Here is a 21801-nt window from a genome sequence, read left to right as displayed (position 1 = left end):
TTGTTATATTTCGCTCAACTCGCATGGGGTAAAAATGCCAATAAAGAGGCAATCCCTACAGTGACAAACGCGATACTCACAATAGTTTTAATCTTACGTAAACGGCTGCGACTATTAAGATCACGCGCCGCGCCCCACTTCAGTGCTACGCGGTAAATCCCGATGGCCGCATGTAACTCCACCGTCAGCAATAGCGGCAGATACACCATCCACACGCCTTGGTTCCAAATCCGCTCGGCGCTGCCCTGCGGACCTATGGTTTCAGGCGCCGAGCCAATAAGCCACAGATGCACTGGCAGCAATAACAGGATCACCACACCCGTAATGGCCTGCCAGCGCCACAGGCGAGTATCGCTGTGATTAATCACTTGCATCTGCTGTTGCAGCGCCCTTTGCTGACGCAAACTCATCGGTAGCTTCTGCAATGCCACTAGCACATGCACTAACGCTAAAGCGGCAATACCGATGGCAATACCAGTCACCACCCAAGGGTAACCATGACCATCACTAGAGAGAAAACTTAGCTCCATAGTGCGAGCAACCCAGTTCATGGCATCGCCACCCAACAATATGGACGACACCAACACTAAGTGACTCCACAAAAACACCGCCAGAATGACACCCGACACACTCTGGCTTAAATCCAGCCACGCACTCCATTTTTTTATACTTAGTTTGATTGCCATTGCTTTCGCCTCGCGCCACAGGCTCTATTGAGCCAAGCTCATTAAGTGATCTTTAAAAATTAATATCGCTCACAAATCCAACAACAAACCTGAGTTAGATCAACTAGGAGGCGAATAATTAATCGAATGCTTAACTATTAGCGATAGAACCAATAAAAACGAGTGGCAGCGACACAAAATCCTGCGGCGAATTATCTCAGTGCAACGCGCGCAGCAGGATTGGCATTCAAATTACTGGGGCACATAGGGCTGCACAGGAACACTCAACTCGCTGCCGATCAACATATAAGTAACTAAGCTAGCGCTACCTAGGCACAACAAATAGATAATCAATACCTTAGCGAGTTTACGTAAGCCGGAGCGTTGAGTGGTAATGCCCCACTTAACTGCCACACGGTACAAACCAATCATGGCGTGGATCACCACTGCGGGCAGCAATAAGGCATAAAGCAGCCAAGCATTATCGTGATAAACACGCTCGGCGGATAAATGTGGGCCAATCTCAGGATTTAAGATCATGGTAAACAGATGTACAGGCACCAAGAAAAACAGAATAAAGCCAGTAATGAGCTGCCAAAACCATGCATGGGTATCACGGTGATTAATGCCACCTAAATGCGAGCGCAATGCCCGCCACTGACCCAGTTGTGCCGGAAACCGCCTAAGCGCAACTGCGGCATGCAATATCACCACTAACAGCATAAAAACCGAGAAGACTTTAGTAACCATCGGAAAGCCATGGCCTGTACTACTAAACATACCGCCTTCAAGCAGTTGTACAACTTGGTAAAATGCCTCTTTGCCCAGCAAAATGCTCGACTCGAAGTGCATATGCAACAACAGGAAGCATCCCAACATAATGCCTGTCGCGCTCTGTAATCGATCAGCCTTAGCCGACCAAGGGTGACCTATCCCCTGTGTTTTCACCCTAGTGTGAACGCGCGTTACGCTTATCATCTTGCTTTTACCTTTGATGGTTTGTTGACACCTCTTTGCAAACTACACCATAGCAGCAACAAAATACCCGGCTGAGTGTCACAGATTTAAAGCGTGAGGCAACTCACGGGAGCAGCGTCAACTCTTAGAAGGCGATCACAAAAAGCAAGTAAAAAACCAAACAAAGGTAAAACCAATTAACCATTATATTTCATATGTTTATACTAAAAATCGAAACGACCGGTTCGCATTTTCGCACAAAAAGGATGACTGACTAACTCTTTGTCGGCGTAGAATAAAATCCATTTATCACTCGCCAATCCCCTGCTGCACAGCAACTCATTTATCTAATTGAACAATGCGAAATTGCCACCGAATTCTGCAATTTAGCGCGGTTTGGGTATACAATAGCGTGATATTTTTTAACCCTAGCCACAGGATTTAACCCATGCCTTGGATCCAACTCCGCATTAACACTAACAGTGATGATGCAGAAACCATCAGCGACTTACTCATGGAAGAAGGCGCAGTCTCCATTACCTTTGAAGATGGTAAAGACACCCCGATTTTTGAACCTAAACTGGGTGAAACCCCGCTGTGGCAAGATACCGTGGTTGTCGCGCTATTCGAAGCCGATACCGATCTAACCCCAAGCATTGAGATGCTGAAAACCCTGCCGTTTTTAGGTGAACACTTCAGCCATAAAATCGAGCAGATTGAAGACAAAGACTGGGTCCGCGAATGGATGGATAACTACCACCCAATCCAATTCGGTAAACGCCTGTGGATTTGCCCAAGCTGGCGTGAAGTCCCCGATCCAAGCGCAGTCAACGTGATCTTAGATCCGGGTCTGGCCTTCGGCACAGGCACTCACCCCACGACAGCACTGTGTTTAGAGTGGTTAGACAGCTTAGATCTAAGCAACGAAGAAGTGATCGACTTTGGTTGTGGCTCAGGCATTCTTGCCGTTGCCGCCCTAAAACTGGGCGCGAAAAAAGTCACTGGTATCGACATCGACTATCAAGCCATTGACGCCTCAAAAGCCAATGCCGAGCGTAACGATGTTGCCGACCAACTCGAGCTCTACCTGCCTGAAGATCAACCCGCCGATCTTAAGGCCGATGTATTAGTTGCCAATATTCTCGCAGGCCCACTGCGCGAACTCGCCCCCCTTATCGCCGACCGAGTCAAAACAGGCGGTAAATTAGCCCTCTCTGGACTCCTAAAAGAGCAAGCGCAAGAAATCTCTGACTTTTATAGCCAATGGTTCGACATGGACGAAGCGGCTCACAAAGAAGATTGGAGCCGCTTGACAGGTACGCGCAAATAACGCTAAAGGGTGGCGCAACATGCGCCACCACTGGCTTAGACTAATTTTGCCGATTACTTCTCAAGGCTAAAAAGTCAAGAAAAAAAATTGCTCCTAGGTCATTTATTGACCTTTTCACAGCCAATAAAAAGGGCTACTATAGCGCCCCTTTGAAGAGCTAAGGTGAAACAGTAAATGCAGATTGGACCCTATCAACTGAAGAATCAGCTGATCGTGGCACCAATGGCAGGTGTCACCGATCAAGCTTTCCGTAATCTCTGTCTTCGTTATGGTGCAGCCTTAGCGGTGTCGGAGATGCTTTCATCCAATCCTGAGGTTTGGGATACGGATAAGAGCCGCCAGCGTATGACACATTCTGGTGAGGAAGGTATTCGCTCAGTGCAAATTGCAGGTGCAGATCCAGAGTTAATGGCGCAGGCCGCCCAGTTCAACGTTGAACAAGGTGCCCATATCATTGATATCAACATGGGATGTCCTGCAAAAAAAGTGAATAAAAAGCTGGCTGGCTCAGCCCTAATGCAAAATCCACCCCTCGTAAAAGACATTTTACAAGCCGTGGTAGCTGCAGTAGATGTGCCCGTTACGTTAAAAATTCGCACAGGCTGGGAGCCTGAACACAGGAACGGTGTTCAAATCGCCCAGATTGCCGAGGATTGTGGCATCGCCTCGCTGGCCGTTCATGGCCGCACGAGACAATGCATGTACAAAGGCGACGCCGAGTACGACACCATTAAAGCAATTAAACAGAATGTCTCGATTCCTGTTGTCGCAAACGGGGATATCGACAGTCCGGAGAAAGCCCGCTTTGTGCTGGATTACACCGGTGTCGATGCTCTGATGATAGGACGGGGTGCTCAAGGACGACCTTGGATTTTCAGAGAAATCCAGCACTACTTGGAGACGGGTAATAAGCTAGCGCCCATTGAGGTGGTAGAACAGCGTCAAGTGATGCTGGAACACCTCACCAAACTTTATGATTTGTATGGTGAATATAAGGGTATCCGCTTCGCCAGAAAACATATCGGATGGTACCTAGACCAGGAGGATCAGCGCCAGTTTCGGGCTGACTTTAATCAGCTGGAAACCGCTGCAGAACAGTATTCCCTCGTGGAATATTATTTTGATGAATTAGTAAAGAATTAATAAAGAGCAGAATAGAATGTTTGATCAGACAACTAACACAGAAGTTCACCAGCTTACCGTTGGCAAAATCGAAACCGCAAACGGCACTATCAAGCCCCAGTTATTACGTGACGCTGTTAAGCGTGCCGTAACTAACTTCTTCGCACAGTTGGACGGTCAGGAAGCACAAGAAGTGTATGAAATGGTGCTAAGTGAAGTTGAAGCACCTCTGCTTGACATCATCATGCAACACACTCGCGGCAACCAAACCCGCGCAGCAAACATGCTAGGTATCAACCGCGGTACTCTGCGTAAGAAATTAAAGAAATATGGCATGAACTAATCTTTTAGATTAAGTGATTGTTAGAAAAGGGGTTAACCTGCAAAGGTTAACCCCTTTTCACATTATGAACCCACACTTGAACCCACAACTAACAATCTACTCGCATTAGAATTTATCTTGCTTGCCTACTACTCGTAATGTTTATACAGTGCATTTATCAAGGGCCACCGTGTATGTACATGGGGGACATTTATAAGGATAAGGACAATCATGAAATTAATTGTGATGATAGCGGTTCTACTGGCGCTTTCCGCTTGTACATATACTTCAAACATGAACGTAGGGACTAATTTCAGTTCTGAGCAAGCAGCTAAAATAGAAAAAAACAAAACAACTGATAGTGAATTAGTGGCTCTTTTAGGCCAACCACAAGTTAAGACTGTTATAAATGAAACCGATGTAAAATGGATTTATAGCTACACAGAGGGCAGTGCTTCGACACAGGCCTTAACAATGAAAACCACCTCTGATTTTACTATTCATACGCTTGATATTTTACTGAGAAATGGCGTTGTTCTTAACTTTGCTGAAACGCATACTCCAATGAACATGAACTTGAACACACAAAGCACAATAAAATAGCTGCTAACCCTTAACATTAGCCCGTTAATGGTACCAAACTTGTAGACGTGGAAAATGGACATATTAGATAAATATCATCTTAAAGACTGGTGGCTAGAAGCACTAACTCCTAGCCAAAGGGAGCAAATTGCCAATGATTACCAGCCAATGGGCTTAATAAGTAATCCCCCGTTTTTATATCAACCACTTTCTAATAATGGACATAGTGGCATGGGTATCTGCGGTCTAATACACGTTCTAGCTTGTGTTGCTAAGGATCAAGCTAAAGATATTTTATTAACAAAAACAGAAAGCGTGACAATTGCAGAATACTCTAACCCGAAAACAAACCTCATTGATGTTCACCTTGTGTTAGGCTCACTTATCAAACATCACTACGCGTTGCGGGAAAAACTCGACCACTACGAAAGGGCAAAAGAGCTGTGTTTAATGCAAATAGCCATAGCCGATAAAACAGCCAACAAATTTCGTCACCCCGAAAAACCTAAAGAATTAAAACGGCTTCATCAATTAACGGGTATGAAGCACCCTTATTATGACGAACCTCAAATGCTGCCCTCACATACAGGCTACAAGCAACTAGCGATTATTCTTGAGAAAGAAGGCGATCTTGAAGGTGCATTAAAAATATCTAAGCAAGCTCTAAAGCAAGGATGGACAGATAATTATGAAAAACGCATCGACAAACTTAACCAAAAGCTAGCGAAGAAAAAGATAGCCAAAGTCCGCACAACACCAAATAGCTAGATTTAATATCACTACCCACTGTTTCGACGAACCGCGCCCCTGTATGTTTTGAAGTAACCGAAAAGTGGAGTATCTAACGTGTCAGAAAATAGACTAATGTGTGTGACTCAAGCCGATACCTTCCCACTTTTTAAAAGCCATTTATCCTTCCATGAATGGCGCTCTAACGTGTGTAATATGTCCCTCCTAACGTGTCACAAAACTGGTGCCAAGTTCTAACGAGTAAGATAAGTTTTACCCTCACCGTGACTTCCAATTAATACCTGTTTGACCTTGGAAAAATCTTGCCGCTTTTTTATGAGTGAGAAAACCCCTCACTATTCGAGCATAACTTTAACAATATCAGGCTACTGAGTGCCGAAAAACCATTGCATACGGCTAGACCACATTAAGGCACTGGCGAGGGGGCGGACAATTACGGAAAACGAATTGCCAAGCTAACAGCTAAACTCGCCAACCGAAAACAGCCTTTTTATTAGGTAAGAAAACTCAATCCCAACACTCAAAAGGTTATTAGAGATTTCAGAAAACAACCATTCAACGCTGTCGAAAAAACAACCTCAACCATATAAGATAATGACTTTAATACAAAGGGAACTAAGTACGAAATGAAATTATCGCAGCTAAAAAAATGTATTTTAATTCTACCGTTGGGGTTATTTGTTGTTGGATGTAGCCCTGTAACACCAAAAGATCCCGATGAAATAGGGGCGTATGTTCAATGTAAAGATGCCGTTTCTGAACGACTAAAAGCACCGTCTACCGCTGAATTTTCGGCCTATTCCGCAACATCAGTAACGAAAACCAAAATGTCTTTAAAAACTGGCGGGGATAAAGAAATTACTTTTGTGGTTAATGGTTCTGTAGACGCACAAAACAGTTTTGGAGCCATGCTTAGAAACCACTATCAGTGCTCAGTGAGTGGCCGCACTGGTGGATATTGGAGTGTAATAGCTGTAAGTATCAACGAATAATTTTCACTATTGGCCTTACCTAAATAGTTAGCTGCTGATAGTCATATTCAAACTGTTGTAGTCCTATTGAACTAGATAAACAACACCTAAAATTATGAATTTAAATAACTAAATGCTTTTTGTTGTAATGTTGTGGCTGTTGTAGCTACTATTCTATTCAAGCGCTATGTTATTCCCATGACAAGCGTATCACCTACAACAACACAACAAACCAGCAAAAAACAATCATTATCCATTGATAAATATGGTTTTTATCTGTTGCAGTGTTCTTGTAATGGTTACAACACCTACAAAAAACCCCCATTACTGGGGGCTTGGCAGGCTAAACCATACGATAGCGCTCTGGCGTCCCCGCTAATATGGTAAGAAAGCCCCGACCAATACACTCCCTCAGTGCCGCTCTTATGGCGTCCGACTTACTCCCCGTCATATCCTTGAACGGTATTACCCTGCTGCGACTTTGGATAATTTCTCGTTCAGTTTTGCATTGGGCATTATCAAACATTCGCAGAATTGCCTCACATTCGGCTGACTTTCCGATCATTCCCTTTTCTTCCAATATCTGTCGCACATTGGCCGCTAACGCCTCAGCCATATTAATTGCGACAATGACAATTGAATAAGGAATAAAGCCACCAACCTCTTGCCCCATCATTAGCCTTTCAGCAATGTGCAATGTTGCTGCCAATTTCATTATCTGAATGTCTATTTTGCCAAAGATACCGCGCAAAATGCCGTGAGAATAAAGCGCCCCATCGGCTAGCAACGGTTCAATTTCTTGCTGCTTATTAGCAATAGCCTCCCAGCCTTTTGGCTCAATTTCCAAACTGACCAAATTATCTAATGCGGGATAGTGGTTAGTCTGTAGTAGCCAGTCTGCTATGTCGTTAACGGCTTTCGCGTAATCTTCACGCAATTTGCCATTAATCGCTGAGGGTTTACTCGTTCCAAACTGCCTTTGGCCTAATAAGGTGGGTTCACTCAGCATTAAAAAGCGCTCAGCGATGCCTGTACCGTTACTTTTGGCAAGAATGGTATCAATGCTGCCTGACTGCGCTAACAAGGTAACAGCACCGTGAACAAAGCCTTGATAGCCTTGGCGGGTCACACGACTAGCACTATGCCACTCACCATTAAAGCCTTTTAATAACAGGTCATTATCCGCTTTGCGGTCACTGGTTAAGCCTAACAGCACATCACTTAGCCCTTGTTCCGCACTAAACAGCGAGAAATAACCGTCATTCTGTTTGGCATAGTCTGTTTCTAGTGCCTCGGGGGTAGCATTTGAGCCTAATATTCGCAGGATTTTGGCGGGTTCATCGTCAGTTGCAGCATCTCTGCGACTCTCATTTACCCCTTTTATGGCTTTAAGGCAGGGGGTAGCTGCCGTTCGTAGCACCGAACTTTTAGCGGCTGCTGGAGGCTGTTCTCCTACCACATAAAGCCCTATCGGTAAGCGCTGTTCATTCGGATATTGCACGCAATATTTCAGCCCTGCATAACCTGATAAGATGCCCATTACCGACAATATAGCCGTATTGACAGGAAACTGATAAAACCGTGCAACCTCAGCACCAAACCTTACCAGCGCATAATGACTAGCGAGACTTTGCAAGTCTAACGTGGGGGCTTTATGGTTGATTAAATCATTACTAACGCCACCAGCTAAGGGTCTAATGGGGGTTAACTTACTCAGTTGCTGCCGTCCATTAGGATCAGCAAAATCAGTGCTTTTTGCTTGTTCATTCATTAGCAAGCCCTCGGCATAATGTAGCTACCGTTCGCAGCAATTGCGGCCACTTTTGCGTAATGCTCACCCGCACCGCTTAGATCGTTATCTGCCAAAATGATAATTTCCGCCTGTGGCCTAGATCGTCTAACGGCTCGCGCTACACCGACTAACCCGCCAGCATTAAACGCACATATGACTTGGCTATTTGCTATGTCCTCGGCAACTGCTGCACATGTGGCAAACCCCTCGCCAATGTAAATATCACCGCTTTGTGCTATCTGTGAACAAAGTGGAAACATACCGTCTTTAATCTGCCCACCAGCAAGGAAGATTTTTCTCCCATCAGTAGTGATAAATTGCAAACTGCTTAACCCTGACGGATTAAAAACAGGAATAACTAACGTTCCCTCAGCCAAGCAAATGCCATTCACCTTTATCTGTTTAGCTAACTCTAGCGAGCCAAAGGGTTTAACGTTTTTATGTTGGAGATAGCCATTTGTCCCTGTCGCCATTCGGCAACAAGTTCTCGCGATGTCACAGGCATACTGAGCTGCCCTTTCGCGCCGTTTGGACGCTTGTTGCTGCTGCCTTTGTTTTGCCTCGGATTGCTGCTGGTGGCGTATTAAGCGCTCAACATCAATAGGCTGCGCCATATCAAGCCCCACATAAGGCGAAACCATTAAAGCCGCTTCTCGTGCGTTTACGCTATGCACTTTAGCTACCAGCGATAAGCCATCACCACTTCCACAGCCTCGGCAAACATAAGTCCCGCGACGTTCTAAATCATCAAAGGTAAAACGGTCATGTCCGCCACAATTGGGGCATGGTTGCGCTTTGTTATATTGAATATCACCGCATAAGCTATTGAGTATGCCTAACCAATTACCATTAGCGAGCGAGGTGACATTGCGAATTAAATTATCCTTCATATTTTGTCCCCTCCCTTAATTGGTAGTGATAATTGCATAAGTCTTCAATGGCATACTTGATTGCCTGATTTAAGTTAACAATCTTAAAGTCTTCTAAAATTGCTATTTCTCGGATTTGGTAGTTAAGCCTTTCACCTTTGTAAGGCTGACCTTCGTAAAGCATTACTAAGGTATGGCGGTCGAGGTAAAACTGTACGCCCTTTGCACTGAGCAAGGTTTTAATATTCTCAACTGTGGCTGTTGGTCGCTGCTTAGGTTGCTTAAAAGTTAGATTAGTCATATTGCCTCCAACTTTTGCTTTGAATTGCAGACATGCTATGCTTCGCCTGATAGCTTTTTAGTCCGGCTTTCAACCAAGCCGCTAAAGTCTTGCAGGACTTGTAGCGGCATTTTTTTGCCTTATTCATGGTTGGTTGCCTCCTTGCTTTCAAGCCATTGTTGATATTGTTTTTGGCTCCATCCAAGGGTCTTTTTGCCTACTCGAAGCGGCGGCGGGAATTTGCCATCACGAACATAGCAAAAAAGCGTTGTGCGGCCTTTGTTTAGGTTCTTGCACATAGCTTTAATGCTAATGATTTGGTTTGGGTTTATTTGCATATTAACGACCTCGTTTGATTAAGTTCATCATCAATCTAAGGTAGTTAATTGAGTTATCAAAAGTATTGTTATAGTAAAAAAACGGGGCTTGTTATCTATTGATAAATATAAACTTTTTCGTCAGATTCGAATGCATACAAACTATCACCTCTTGCTAATATAGCCTCTCTTGATGACTCATACTGTATCGCTAAAAAATTATTGCCATATGCAAGTACTTTCGGCAGCCATTCAGGATTCATAATCGCTTCGCAATAATTTTGAGGTTTTTTACCCTCTGATGCTAAAACTTGTGAGTAAGCAAGAGCGTAGTGAACTACAGGTCTTGAAGCAATATAGGCATTTCGTTGATTCTTTTCAGTATCATAAGGATTACTAAATTTCTTTGTCCTCTCTTTAGTATAAAGGTTCATCACAGTATATAACGCTTGTGCAAACGTTCTTGGGTTATCTTCAGCAAACAACGTTTGCTCTTTCAAATATTGATCTACAGCCTGACCATGCCTCAACCGTTCTGTTATTCTTTTTGCCCCGAGATTGGTTGCAGATTCAATTTTGTCAATACTAGTCAAACTCCATCCATGCATATTTAAATTCAGTCTCGCCTTCGAATTAAATTTAGTGTTAGTACATTTAAGAATGCCAGCCATATTCGCCAATATAAATTTCTTTCGTTTACTTGCATCTGCTGGGAGCGGGTAAGCTAAAATTGCTAAAAATTCTATTGCACCGAGGCACTCAGTATCACTCAATGAAAATCTCATCGGAAAATGTCCACGCAATAAATCTACTTCTAATTTAACCCTAGCGTGCATAAACCAATCACCAGTACTCCATTTTTTGAAATCTATATTGGCGCAACATAAAGCCCACTTAAGGCTTGGGCACTCAAATAACATATCATCTAGCACACGCAAGACTCCATTTGAATGCAAATCAAGTTCTTCTATTATGGCCATTAACCCAACCTCCCCAGCATTACAACGTTTTGCGTATCACCTCGCAAAAGTGCCAACCTGTCTTGCCATAGATCAAGGGCCTTAAGTTTTTCGGGTAGATACTGGCTGCGGTTGTAGATGCCCGCAACGCCTTGAATGGAATGGCCGAGTAATGCCTCAACAATATGGGGCGCAACGCCTAAATCATTTAATCCTGTGGCAACTGTTCTGCGAATATCGTGTAAATTCCACTGATTTTGATGCCCTAACTGCTGCCACACCTTGCCACCCCAACCGCTCACGGCTGGCGCTCGTTTTAGCTCGCCAAGGAGGTATTCATTAGGGCTTGATGCAATTAATGACTCTATAAACGGCTTTATTGCTTGGGGGATTGGCCGCATGATTTCGCCACTTTCCCCTTTTTTCTGGTCTTTATCACTCGTTTTATTGTGCTCTGGTGGCACTGTCCAAATCATCCGATTAAGATCCCATTCGCGTAATGTTGATAGCCTAAGCTCTTGAGTGCGACAACCAAAGCTAATCAGTAGCATGAGTAAATTGCGGTAATAGGGCAGCATTTTGCCTTGGTCAACCCAGCGCACTAACTGCGTAAATTCGTCCCAACTGGCATCATCGACTAATCGCCTTGAACGCTTGGCCTGCTTATTGGCTCCTATTGCTTCATGGTCAAGGTCGAAAACATCTCTATTCACCTCAAAACCGCGTTTAATACAAAACTTAAGCGCCTGCTGTACGTTGCGTAACACATAGCCAGCCGCCACAGGATACTTTTTAGCTCGGGTTTCAAAACAACTTAGCCAATGGTGCTTACTCACTGCGTTTATCGGCAAATCACCAATGTGAGGCACAATCCATTTATTAAATTGCTGGCGATGTTTATCAGCATTCACACGCTTTTCATCAGCATATTTTTCAAGCCAATAACTCAACGCATCGGATACCGTCATTGGCTTTAAACGCTCATCTTTCACTATCTTTAGCTGAATAGCAGGATCATGCCCTTCATTTAGCCAGCCTTTACATTGCTGCGCCTTGGTTCTGGCATTCTTGAGGGTTAACCCCGTTTCCTCACCGTTGTACTCACCAAGGGATACATTTTTAGGCTTACCGTGAATACGATACCGATAAACAAACGTCACTTTGCCGCTACTGCGCCACAATACAGTCAGCCCCTCACCGTCCGCCACTTTGCGCGGCTTAGTATCAGAGTGACCTTTCAACATGCCTTTTAACTTCGAATCAGATAGCGCCATTTTGAACCCACAGTTGAACCCACACTTAAGCCTGTTCAACCTAGAATAAAGGTGAACAATACAGAACACAATTGATTAACCATTGATACTAACCGCAAGAAAAATAACGAATTAGATAAACTAAAGTGAACAAGATAAAACAGAGAAAAACATTGAAAGACTTAATATGGCATGAACTAATCTTTTCGATTAAGTGATTGTTAGGAAAGGGGTTAACCTGCAAGGGTTAGCCCCTTTTCGCATTATGTGTACGGCAATATGTACCCCAAATGTTGTCTTAAAGCCCCAGTATCTGTTGCAGCTCTTGATGGGAGTTCACTTGATAATGTGGGGTGATCCCCGCTGGCGCAGCATGGCCATGGACGTTGTACCAACAAGTATGAATACCGGCATTGATACCACCTTGGATATCGGAATGCGGGTTATCACCCACCATTAATACTTGCTCACGCGCTGGCCGCCCCATTAACTCAAGTGCATGCTCAAAAATACCCACATCGGGTTTGGCGATGCCGACTTTTTCTGAAATCACCAAAATATCAAAATGATGCTGTAAACCAGTACGCTCTAAACGCACTGTCTGCAACTCGGTAAAGCCATTGGTAATAATCCCCAGCTTAGCCTTACCTTGCAATGCCGATAGCAATTCGCGCGCACCAGGCAGCGGCGCACAAATCTCTGCCATGGCGGCTAAAAATGCACTGTTTAAGATTTGTGGCGATACATTAAGCCTTGCCGCCCAAGGCTCAAAACGGATAGTTTGCAGCTCTGCGGCACTGATCTTGCCATCCTGATAAGCAACCCAAAGCGGTTTATTTACCCTTTGGTATTCCTCAAAATCGGCCTGAGTAAACTCAACACCAAAGCCAGTAAACATCAACTTTAGTCCTTCAAAGGCATCGAAATAAAATAGCGTTTCATCGGCGTCGAAAAGCACCCAATCATAGGGCGTGGCCGAGGAATAGGTTTGGTTTGAGGACAAAATAACACTCCTAACAAAAGATAAAATGTAACTAATTAAAAATTGCCACCACTGGCAGTATAGGGAAGCCGCTAGCACCATAGCAAATTAACGCATCGCCAAACTCAACTTGGGATCATGCAGTCGGCCTCATCCAACATGGCATCGAACGCGCAAAACAGGCGCAAGATTCTATTTATGGGAACACCGTTTTTGTTGCAAAATAGTCTACTATCTTTATCCATGACGGATAATACCGTGACAATACAACCTATCGTTGAACATAACTCAACAGTAAACGCGCCCTGTCTGGTTTATCTCTTGGCCCGCTTAATTGAAGACTGATTACATCGAATCGAAATGCAGTAACCGACCTCGCCTCAACAGAATAGGACGCACATGGAACATTTTTCTGCTCTACCCATTTTTGTCACTGTGGTCGAATGCGGTAGTTTTTCTGCGGCGGGACAAAAGCTTGGACTCAGTAAATCAGCCATCAGCAAACGAATCACACAGTTGGAGCAGCACTTAGGGATTCAACTATTACAACGCACCACCCGCAGCTTAAGCCTAACCGACGCTGGCGCGCGCTATTTCGAGTACATTCGCCCGGCGGTACAGCTCACCCAAGAAGGATTGGATGCCATCTCTGAATTGCAGCAAACACCTAGAGGCAATTTGCGGATTTCTGTACCTATGGTATTTGGACGTTTGTATATTTCGCCATTAATAGCTGAATTTTTAAGGCGTTATCCCGATATCCAGCTACAAATGCAGATGGATGATAAGACTACAGATTTAATTGCTGGCGGATTTGATCTGGCCATTCGCATCGGCGAATTACCCGACTCCAGCCTTATCGCCCGTAAAATTGCCCCTTGTTTGAGCGTGATTTGCGCGTCCCGCGCGTATCTAGCGCAGCACGGTTTACCCATGACGCCCTGCGAGTTAACTCAGCACAACTGCTTGTTTTACAGTTACTTTCAAAATGGTGTGGAATGGAGTTTCCACAGTCCCGATGGCGTGCAACGTGTTCAACCCAAAGGCAACTATCAGGTCAATAATAGTGATGCAATCCATCAGGCCTGTCTCGATGGACTTGGCATTGCCAACCTACCGCGCTTTATTGTTGAGCCAGCTCTGCAAACCGGACATTTACAGGCGTTACTTACAGACTATCCGCTACCCGAACATGGCATTTACGCCGTGTATCCACAGCGAAAATACCAACCGACCAAAGTAACGGTATTGATTGAGTTTTTGATGGAGTTCTTAGCAAAAAATAGGGCAATTATTAGCTAGGGTTAACGATAAATACGGCTTTACATAATGGTTATAACGAACATAACCACACAGCAAAAATAGACTAATGAAAACACATTTAAACCAGATAAAACAGTTCGTTAAGCAAATACCTCAGCTATACTTAACATCACTTAATGCGATGATTTAAGGCAAAAAAATGAGTGCTTATCAGCAAACATTTGGCGATAAATTTGATCTTGGCTTCAACCTAAGCTTATACCCATTTCTCATCGATAAAAGCTACCAAAACGACATGTGTCCCAGCTTTTACTTCAAACACAACAACCACTATTTTATTCTTTGGGTCGACTATGCCGACCCCATCTGCCGCGAAGAAGATTATCCCCGCTACAGCATCATTTCAGCCGTAAATGACGGCGACAACCTACACCCAGAAATCCGTACAGCTTCTCAACCAACACTACAGCTTGAATTTGAACAACCCAGTGACCTAATTCACTACCTTGAGCAGATAAAACAGCAACTGAGCGCCAAAGTCGTTTCAATACGATAACCACGACATAAATGCCCGACTAATAAAATAAAACTATTCGATGTGACTCATAGTCCGTGGAACATACAACAGCAATGACTGAAAATATAAGCCTACCATTACACTAGGTTTACATCATGGAATACCAATCCGTTAGCCAGTTTGAAGAGGCTTACTTTGTCGCTTATGAAGAAGAATGGTGTGGATACGTGATCTACATCGAACGAAACCCAGATCGGTTCAGGGGAGACTTTGAATGGTTTGTATGCTTTGATAATAAAGTGATTCAATCAGGGCTAGCATTTCATTTTGATTTTGCACTGGCAGAAGCACAACAATTTATAAATTCTAGGGCAAAAGAGGATTAGTTGCTTATAGGTGGCTCACTCATTACCAATTGATATAATTATCAAATTTAAAAAATAGAGCGTAAAGTGATACATGAAATGAGTCACTTAACCTACATTATTTCCCCAGTGACACGCCGTTCATACCTCCATGTAGGCTCGACTAAAACCTCCCTGTTTTAGACGGTCACTGGTGCAACAATGTCGATTCTAATATGGCCTCAGCTCTATCAGGTATCTGTACTTATAGCTCCAAAAGCATTTCTGCAAAAAAGCTTTCTAACGACTAAGCATGTGGCGTTATTTTGTTCGATGTGAATATAAGTTAGTCATTAAGTTTTATCACAATTACAAACTCCTCAATCACAAACTAAAAGCTAGCGGAATAGTGCTTGCCATGTATAATTTGCGGTTCGAAATTTGAGTTTGGACTGATGATTAATGAAAGCGATAGATCTATTTTCGGGTGCTGGCGGCTTATCTCTTGCCGCACATCAATGTGGCATTGATGTCATCGCAGCTATCGAACTAGATACAGCCGCTACCATTACTTATCAACGTAACCTCGTTGAACGCCTAAAAGCACCAACTAAGTTAATTAATGGCGATATTAATGCTGTCGACTTGCCCGCCTTAATGACAGAGTTAAAGCTCAAACCAGGAAAATTGGATTTGCTCCTTGGTGGCCCTCCATGTCAAGGCTTCTCTACTCATCGGATTAACGGTGCAGGTATTGATGATCCCCGAAATCAGCTTCTGTTGAAGTATTTTGATTTTGTTGATGGTTTACGACCAAAAGCGTTCTTGATTGAAAACGTGGCGGGACTTTTATGGAAACGCCATGAAAACTATCTCAATCAGCTTCTAGCTCTCGCTAAAACCCATGGTTATACCATTCATTTTTGCGACATTCTCAATGCTAAAGACTATGGCGTGCCACAAAACCGTAAACGTGTTTTTATCTTTGGTACACGTAAAGACCTGAATGTTGATGCTGCAAATTTTCCCCCAGCAGCGACACACTTCTCACCGTCTAGTAATAAATCACCTTACTGGAAAGCGGCCTCTACCGTATTTGAAAAAATACCAGCAGACCTTATCGAGCAATATATTGAAGAGTATTTTCGACCAAAAACTAAGCTTGCAGATGATGAAGCAAGAGATCTCCTGCTAAACCTAGAATATGGTGAAGCCGTAAAAGAGAATGATCCTTGTAACATCACAATGCGGCCAACACCTAAAATGATTAGGCAATTTGAAGCCACACCTTTAAATGGAAGCCGCGAAGACGCTGGCGAAGAATTTAGGCTACCCTGTCATTCAAATGGATATAAAGGTCATAAAGACGTATATGGCCGAGTAATGATCCACTTACCGAGTAATACCATCACTACCGGATGTAACAATCCCTCCAAGGGCCGTTTTGTTCATCCTTGGAAAAATCAAGGTATGACACTCCGCCACGCCGCTCGATTACAAACCTTCCCTGATAACTTTAATTTTTTAGGCACTTCAACTCAACAAGGTAAACAGATAGGTAATGCTGTTCCTGTTAAATTAGGAAAAGTGCTAATTAACACTATCAAAAAAATCATCACACCCTAGCTTAATTGTCTATTTATTCTGCCTAAAAAAAAGCATATTATCCTGACTAATAAGGAATTTTAGTTAGGGAAGCCCCATGCTCTCATCAGTATCATTTCAAACCCGTGCCCGCACAATTGACCATTTAGGTCGGGAACAAATTGCAGATTGTCCAACGGCAATTTCTGAGCTTTGGAAAAATGCTTATGATGCTTATGCACGTAATGTCGAGTTACATATTTTCGATGGTGACATACCAGTTGCAGCCTTGCTTGATGACGGCCATGGCATGAACCGTGCCGAATTCGAAACAAAATGGCTTACTGTAGGTACAGAATCAAAAACTAATGGTTTTGACATTCCGGAAGAAGATCGTGATGGTCTAACACTGAGACCTAAACAAGGACAAAAAGGTATTGGCCGTTTATCTAGTGCAGCCTTAGGTCCACTAATGTTGATTGTGTCTAAGCGAAAAAACGAAAATTTTGTATCTGCATTAATTGACTGGAGAATCTTTGAAAACCCATTTTTACTTTTACAAGATATTCAAATCCCTGTTACTGAATTTGAAAAAGCCTCTGATTTAATCGATGAGTTACCAAGTCTATTCGATCAGATGATGGGGAATGTGTGGGGTGACAGTAATGATGAAAAAAGAACGGCTAGACTAAATGATGCTTGGGACAGATTTACAGCACAAGAAAAAGCTGATGGCAATGACAAATCTACAAAAGATAAAATTGTAAATACATTAATAAACGATGTATTTAGTGAAAGACATCTATCTAAGTGGTCTGTATGGCAAAATATATCTATCAAAGGAACAGCAATGTTTATTGCTGATGTTTACGATGATATAAAATTTCAAATCTCGAAAGTTCCTTTTGCAGATGCTGAAGGGCCAGAGCAATTAGCAAGAGAAAGATTCCAGCAAACGCTATCAAACTTCACCGATCCATTTTCAAAAGACGATGAGCGGCTTATAACAGATTTTTGCTACTCTGTTATTGCTTGGCATAAAACAGTCCCTTCCCCTATTTTAGATAACGTTAATGAATTTGATATTCGAAATCTTGAAGATTTGGAACATATTATTGAAGGCACCGTAAATGACGAAGGCTACTTTAATGGTAGAGTCAAGGTTTTTGGTGAATGGATTGAAGGATATCAAGTAAAACCTAAAGTAGCCTACAAAACTCGACGTGATTCAGCATTTGGCTCCTTTCATTTAAGAGTTGGAACATTTGAACTACAGATAGGTAGTACAACTTTACCAAATGAACTACATTCAAAATTTCTTGATCAAGCTGAAAAATATGGTGGCTTTCGCGTTTACCGTGATGGGTTAAGGGTAATGCCCTATGGGCGTGTTGATAGTGACTATTTCTCAATAGAATTCAGACGTTCAAAAAATGCGGGGCGTTATTTTTGGGCAAACAGGAGAATGTTTGGCCGTATCGCAATAACCAGGGACCTTAATCAAAATTTAAAGGATAAAGCTGGACGTGAGGGCTTTATAGAAAATAGAGCATCGAAGCTATTTAGAGAAATTGTTGAAAATATATTAACATCAGTAGCTGATAAATATTTTGGTTCAAAATCCAACCTAAGAAAGCCGACACTAGAAAATATTAAAGAAGAAAAAGCAGCAATTAAAGCTGAAGAAGATAGAAAAAAACTTATATCAAAAGAAAGAGCGCGCATACGTAATACCATCAAGAAAGACAGTAATAAACTTTTAGCTCATGTAAAAGAAGTTATTGAATTACAGCAATCACTTTCTAGTTGGTTAGATTTAAAATCAAGTGATGAAATCCAAATAATTAAAGCCAAAATTGATGACTTAGCTTCCATTACCTCTGGCTTTTCTCTGAGCCCAATACCACCTAACTTGGGTCGCTTAGAAGATGATTACCGAGAGTACAGAAAACTAGAAATACAGGCTCAAGATATTATTAAAGACCTAACTTTCAGAGTAAACATTGCAATAAAGGAAAGCAAAGGTCAGACAGATATTCAAAAAGCAGAAGAAGTGTATCGAAGTAAACTAGCAAGTTTAAATTCTAGTATCACACGATATGCAGCAGAAGGCAAAGAGTTGCTAGCAAAGCAACAAACAGAATTTGACAGTTTAGTAAAGCATTGCAGAGAGCAATATAAAATCTCTTTGATGGAAGCACTAGAGGATTTGAAACTAGAAAAAGTTTCGCTTGAATATGTTATAAACAAATTGGATGAAGAACAGATAAAAACTGAAATTGAAAACTCACAAAAACTATCTCCTTATATAACAGCTCTAAATCGTCTAAATGAAGAAATTGATCTAGAAGGTTTAGCTATAGATAGCATGAATGAAACACTCAAGTACCGCGAAGAGATAACTCGCCTCCACGCACTAGCTCAGTTAGGTATAACTGTTGAAGTGATTGGGCATGAAATTGAGGGGTTAGACATGACTGTCACTCGCAGTCTCAAAACAATTTCTGAATTAAGTACGGATCCTCGAATAACACAAGCTAACATTGATGCATTAGAAGCCCAACAAATTTTGTCTGATAAATGGCGTTTTCTATCCCCATTAAAACTCTCTGGCGAAAAAATAAGTCGCACATTAACTGGTGAAGATATTTATCAATATGTAAGTAAATTCTTTAAATCCAACTTTAACGATAAAAATATCCAGTTTTCCGCTAGTGATGCATTTATAAATATGAGCTTATTTGACCAACCATCAAGAATATACCCAGTATTCATAAACTTAGTAAACAATTCACAATATTGGGTTGAACATGGCGACAGCATATCTAAACAGATACTACTTGACGTTAATGGTGATGAAGTCTTTATATCAGATAATGGTCCCGGTGTAGACAAAGATGATTTAGAACAACTGTTCACCTTATTTTTTACAAGAAAACAACGTGGCGGCCGAGGCATAGGGCTTTATCTTTGTAGGCAAAACCTTCAGGCCTCTGGACACAAAATAAGATATGAAACATTACAAGAGAATAAGTTACTTCCTGGCGCAAACTTTGCCATTGAATTCAAAGGAATGAAAAATGACTGATCAAACATTAACTCAACCACAAGTAACTTATAAAGACCTAATAAAGGAAGCCTTCATTGCACCAGTAAGGAATGTAACGGTTATTGACGATGAATATCCTACTTTACTAGGTTTTCTTGAACAGCAAATTACACAGGATAATCCTGGAACATTAAAGCCAAAACAGTTAAACCACACAAATATAGAACGATTGAAACGCATTTTAAATATGTGCCACGATACGCATAAATGGAGTGTTGATGTTTATGATGGTCAATCGCCAAAACTTGGTGCTTTACCTGATTTTCCTGAACACCTTAATCAAAGTGATTTACTAATTCTTGATTATCACTTAGATGATTCGCCAGAAATTGATGATGGAAAAAGGGCAAGAAAAATAGTAGAGCACTTAGTAAAAAACAATCATTTTAATTTGGTTATAATACATACCAAAGGTCATGAAGATGATATAAGCAAAGTTTTTGAACAGGTACTTAAGGACTTATATAAACCTCATTTTTTACCTAGCTATAATCCAGAATCTATCGAGACAATAGAGGCTTGGATGGATAATCAAGAAAGTGAAAGAGCCAGCCGATTTTTAGAATTAAAAATTAGCTTTCTTGATATTGCCTGTTTCTTAAACTTAAATTCAAATTCAACCTTATATAAATTTTATGAGAAAGAGCATATTTTCAATCCATTCAAAGAAGATATTGAATACATATCTAAAAAGACAGGCATTAGCACTGAAAATATTATAGCATGGAAAATAAACGATATATTAGGTGCTATAAAAGATGGAATAACCGCTGACATTCAATGGTCTTTTAATAAAAAAATTAACTTTATTAGTACTGGTAAAGCTTTCATTACTGTAGTAAAGAAATCCGACGAAGAACCTGTTGAGTTACTACATGAAAAGTTAACAGAGGCACTAATCGCACATAATCCGCCACCAATTATGTTATTACTAGCAAAAATTCGTCATGAACTTGATGAAAAAGGATTAGAGCAAGCTAGTGACATTATTAATGATCAACTTGCTCAGTCGGGTTGGCTAATTGATATGTACAACTCTCATCATGACGATGACTTTAAACATTTAGGGGCAATAAGTAGACATTGGGAACAGCTTTCAGCCGCTTCTAAGGAACCTTTGATTGAATTCTCTAAGCGTATGTATTCTGCTATTAGGAGTGAAACCGTGGATAAGTATGCAGCTACACGGCTTTTCTTTCCTAAGTATTTAAATAATGAGCTAAATCAAATTAAACATCTTAATGCCTATATTTGTTCATATCCCATTAATGGTTCTCACATAAATACAGGAACTGTATTTGAACTTGAGGATGGAGACGAGAAACAGTTTTGGGTCTGTTTAAGTCCAGCATGTGACTTAGTTCCAAATCAAGCCAAGAAAAGATGGGAGACCAGGCTTGGACAAAAACACTCTGCATTTCAAGCAGTTAAGCTTTTCGAAGTAACAATAAGTAACGATGATAGACCCAAGAACATTGAAAAATTTCAAAAAAGTATCAATCAAAATGAACATGTTTTTATTCGTTATAATGATGGCATAAAAACTTTTCGCTTTACTGAGAATGATATATCAAACCCAGTATGGGAAACATTTTATGCTTTAAACCATGGTAATTATTTTGAGGGGAATATTTTAAAGCTACAGCATTTGAGACCTGTACTGACTGAACCAAATGATCATGAATCAGATCCAATACCTCAGCTTAAGCTGTCAGATGTGAAAGATGTAAAAGCTATAGCATCTCTCCGATATGAATATGGTTTAAATTTGTTGCAAAAACTGGGAGGCAACCAATCACGTGTCGGTTTAGATTTCATATCCTCTTTATAGCA

The 21801-nt window shown here is 41.8% G+C and carries 21 protein-coding genes; 12 read left to right on the top strand and 9 right to left on the bottom strand.

Annotated elements, in window-relative coordinates:
• Positions 1-14: 14 nt before the first annotated feature.
• Entirely contained in the window at positions 15-686 is a 672-nt protein-coding gene (locus M0413_RS02005) for a fumarate reductase cytochrome b subunit (protein WP_224021181.1), read from the bottom strand.
• Between the two features lie 231 nt (positions 687-917).
• Positions 918-1643: a fumarate reductase cytochrome b subunit gene (locus tag M0413_RS02000; RefSeq protein ID WP_047534338.1), complete on the bottom strand. Its 726-nt coding sequence runs from the start codon at positions 1641-1643 to the stop codon at positions 918-920.
• Between the two features lie 427 nt (positions 1644-2070).
• On the opposite strand from M0413_RS02000, the gene prmA reads away from it, so the two are divergent.
• From prmA to M0413_RS01970, 6 genes are all read left to right on the top strand, one after another.
• Positions 2071-2952 (top strand): 50S ribosomal protein L11 methyltransferase, encoded by an 882-nt coding sequence (gene prmA / locus M0413_RS01995; RefSeq protein ID WP_069453756.1) that lies wholly within the window; start codon positions 2071-2073, stop codon positions 2950-2952.
• 174 nt (positions 2953-3126) lie between these two features.
• Positions 3127-4095 (top strand): tRNA dihydrouridine synthase DusB, encoded by a 969-nt coding sequence (gene dusB, locus M0413_RS01990; RefSeq protein WP_037413666.1) that lies wholly within the window; start codon positions 3127-3129, stop codon positions 4093-4095.
• Positions 4096-4111: 16 nt separating this feature from the next.
• The gene (gene fis / locus M0413_RS01985; RefSeq protein WP_006083371.1) at positions 4112-4417 is read left to right on the top strand and encodes a DNA-binding transcriptional regulator Fis; all 306 of its coding nucleotides are present in this window, start codon (positions 4112-4114) and stop codon (positions 4415-4417) included.
• A 210-nt stretch (positions 4418-4627) separates the two neighbouring features.
• Complete coding sequence (locus M0413_RS01980; RefSeq protein ID WP_139122604.1) at positions 4628-4999, top strand: hypothetical protein; 372 nt, start codon at positions 4628-4630, stop codon at positions 4997-4999.
• Positions 5000-5053: 54 nt separating this feature from the next.
• Positions 5054-5746: a hypothetical protein gene (locus tag M0413_RS01975; RefSeq protein ID WP_069453759.1), complete on the top strand. Its 693-nt coding sequence runs from the start codon at positions 5054-5056 to the stop codon at positions 5744-5746.
• Positions 5747-6354: 608 nt separating this feature from the next.
• The gene (locus M0413_RS01970; protein WP_069453760.1) at positions 6355-6720 is read left to right on the top strand and encodes a hypothetical protein; all 366 of its coding nucleotides are present in this window, start codon (positions 6355-6357) and stop codon (positions 6718-6720) included.
• 322 nt (positions 6721-7042) lie between these two features.
• Here M0413_RS01970 and M0413_RS01965 read toward each other — a convergent pair whose 3' ends face one another.
• The 7 genes from M0413_RS01965 to yjjG all read right to left on the bottom strand — a co-directional run bounded on the left by M0413_RS01965 (position 7043) and on the right by yjjG (position 13172).
• Complete coding sequence (locus M0413_RS01965; protein WP_069453761.1) at positions 7043-8470, bottom strand: DUF3987 domain-containing protein; 1428 nt, start codon at positions 8468-8470, stop codon at positions 7043-7045.
• Positions 8470-9381, bottom strand: coding sequence for a primase-helicase zinc-binding domain-containing protein (locus M0413_RS01960; protein ID WP_069453762.1), 912 nt, complete (start codon positions 9379-9381; stop codon positions 8470-8472). Before M0413_RS01960 ends, M0413_RS01965 begins: the two co-directional genes overlap by 1 nt.
• Entirely contained in the window at positions 9371-9661 is a 291-nt protein-coding gene (locus tag M0413_RS01955) for a hypothetical protein (RefSeq protein WP_069453763.1), read from the bottom strand. The genes M0413_RS01960 and M0413_RS01955 overlap by 11 nt, the downstream gene beginning before the upstream one ends.
• A 119-nt stretch (positions 9662-9780) precedes the next feature.
• Positions 9781-9939: a helix-turn-helix transcriptional regulator gene (locus tag M0413_RS23105; RefSeq protein WP_502957296.1), complete on the bottom strand. Its 159-nt coding sequence runs from the start codon at positions 9937-9939 to the stop codon at positions 9781-9783.
• 134 nt (positions 9940-10073) lie between these two features.
• Entirely contained in the window at positions 10074-10937 is an 864-nt protein-coding gene (locus M0413_RS01950; protein ID WP_069453765.1) for a hypothetical protein, read from the bottom strand.
• Entirely contained in the window at positions 10937-12190 is a 1254-nt protein-coding gene (locus tag M0413_RS01945; protein WP_069453766.1) for a tyrosine-type recombinase/integrase, read from the bottom strand. The genes M0413_RS01950 and M0413_RS01945 overlap by 1 nt, the downstream gene beginning before the upstream one ends.
• A gap of 277 nt (positions 12191-12467) precedes the next feature.
• Entirely contained in the window at positions 12468-13172 is a 705-nt protein-coding gene (gene yjjG / locus M0413_RS01940; RefSeq protein WP_069453767.1) for a pyrimidine 5'-nucleotidase, read from the bottom strand.
• A 378-nt stretch (positions 13173-13550) separates the two neighbouring features.
• Here yjjG and M0413_RS01935 point away from each other — a divergent pair, with 378 nt between their 5' ends.
• The 6 genes from M0413_RS01935 (at position 13551) to M0413_RS01910 (ending at position 21799) form a co-directional block, all read left to right on the top strand.
• Positions 13551-14453: a LysR family transcriptional regulator gene (locus M0413_RS01935; protein WP_249553009.1), complete on the top strand. Its 903-nt coding sequence runs from the start codon at positions 13551-13553 to the stop codon at positions 14451-14453.
• 160 nt (positions 14454-14613) lie between these two features.
• A complete protein-coding gene (locus tag M0413_RS01930; protein ID WP_249553007.1) occupies positions 14614-14970 on the top strand; it encodes a hypothetical protein in 357 nt (118 codons plus the stop codon).
• A 116-nt stretch (positions 14971-15086) separates the two neighbouring features.
• Entirely contained in the window at positions 15087-15317 is a 231-nt protein-coding gene (locus tag M0413_RS01925; protein ID WP_249553005.1) for a hypothetical protein, read from the top strand.
• A gap of 420 nt (positions 15318-15737) precedes the next feature.
• The gene (locus M0413_RS01920; protein ID WP_249553003.1) at positions 15738-16901 is read left to right on the top strand and encodes a DNA cytosine methyltransferase; all 1164 of its coding nucleotides are present in this window, start codon (positions 15738-15740) and stop codon (positions 16899-16901) included.
• Positions 16902-16977: 76 nt separating this feature from the next.
• Complete coding sequence (locus M0413_RS01915) at positions 16978-19947, top strand: ATP-binding protein (protein ID WP_249553001.1); 2970 nt, start codon at positions 16978-16980, stop codon at positions 19945-19947.
• Entirely contained in the window at positions 19940-21799 is a 1860-nt protein-coding gene (locus M0413_RS01910) for a response regulator receiver domain (RefSeq protein WP_249553000.1), read from the top strand. The genes M0413_RS01915 and M0413_RS01910 overlap by 8 nt, the downstream gene beginning before the upstream one ends.
• Positions 21800-21801 lie beyond the last annotated feature (2 nt).

This window comes from Shewanella sp. 8A (assembly GCF_023475945.1).
GTDB classification, from domain to species: domain Bacteria; phylum Pseudomonadota; class Gammaproteobacteria; order Enterobacterales; family Shewanellaceae; genus Shewanella; species Shewanella xiamenensis.
This window is presented reverse-complemented; position numbering and strand designations above follow the sequence as displayed.

Coding starts and splice junctions, on each gene's coding strand:
- M0413_RS02005 (WP_224021181.1), bottom strand. CDS start 686: ATGGCAATCAAACTAAGTATAAAAAAATGGAGTGCGTGGCTGGATTTA.
- M0413_RS02000 (WP_047534338.1), bottom strand. CDS start 1,643: ATGATAAGCGTAACGCGCGTTCACACTAGGGTGAAAACACAGGGGATA.
- prmA (WP_069453756.1), top strand. CDS start 2,071: ATGCCTTGGATCCAACTCCGCATTAACACTAACAGTGATGATGCAGAA.
- dusB (WP_037413666.1), top strand. CDS start 3,127: ATGCAGATTGGACCCTATCAACTGAAGAATCAGCTGATCGTGGCACCA.
- fis (WP_006083371.1), top strand. CDS start 4,112: ATGTTTGATCAGACAACTAACACAGAAGTTCACCAGCTTACCGTTGGC.
- M0413_RS01980 (WP_139122604.1), top strand. CDS start 4,628: ATGAAATTAATTGTGATGATAGCGGTTCTACTGGCGCTTTCCGCTTGT.
- M0413_RS01975 (WP_069453759.1), top strand. CDS start 5,054: ATGGACATATTAGATAAATATCATCTTAAAGACTGGTGGCTAGAAGCA.
- M0413_RS01970 (WP_069453760.1), top strand. CDS start 6,355: ATGAAATTATCGCAGCTAAAAAAATGTATTTTAATTCTACCGTTGGGG.
- M0413_RS01965 (WP_069453761.1), bottom strand. CDS start 8,470: ATGAATGAACAAGCAAAAAGCACTGATTTTGCTGATCCTAATGGACGG.
- M0413_RS01960 (WP_069453762.1), bottom strand. CDS start 9,381: ATGAAGGATAATTTAATTCGCAATGTCACCTCGCTCGCTAATGGTAAT.
- M0413_RS01955 (WP_069453763.1), bottom strand. CDS start 9,661: ATGACTAATCTAACTTTTAAGCAACCTAAGCAGCGACCAACAGCCACA.
- M0413_RS23105 (WP_502957296.1), bottom strand. CDS start 9,939: ATGTGCAAGAACCTAAACAAAGGCCGCACAACGCTTTTTTGCTATGTT.
- M0413_RS01950 (WP_069453765.1), bottom strand. CDS start 10,937: ATGGCCATAATAGAAGAACTTGATTTGCATTCAAATGGAGTCTTGCGT.
- M0413_RS01945 (WP_069453766.1), bottom strand. CDS start 12,190: ATGGCGCTATCTGATTCGAAGTTAAAAGGCATGTTGAAAGGTCACTCT.
- M0413_RS01935 (WP_249553009.1), top strand. CDS start 13,551: ATGGAACATTTTTCTGCTCTACCCATTTTTGTCACTGTGGTCGAATGC.
- M0413_RS01930 (WP_249553007.1), top strand. CDS start 14,614: ATGAGTGCTTATCAGCAAACATTTGGCGATAAATTTGATCTTGGCTTC.
- M0413_RS01925 (WP_249553005.1), top strand. CDS start 15,087: ATGGAATACCAATCCGTTAGCCAGTTTGAAGAGGCTTACTTTGTCGCT.
- M0413_RS01920 (WP_249553003.1), top strand. CDS start 15,738: ATGAAAGCGATAGATCTATTTTCGGGTGCTGGCGGCTTATCTCTTGCC.
- M0413_RS01915 (WP_249553001.1), top strand. CDS start 16,978: ATGCTCTCATCAGTATCATTTCAAACCCGTGCCCGCACAATTGACCAT.
- M0413_RS01910 (WP_249553000.1), top strand. CDS start 19,940: ATGACTGATCAAACATTAACTCAACCACAAGTAACTTATAAAGACCTA.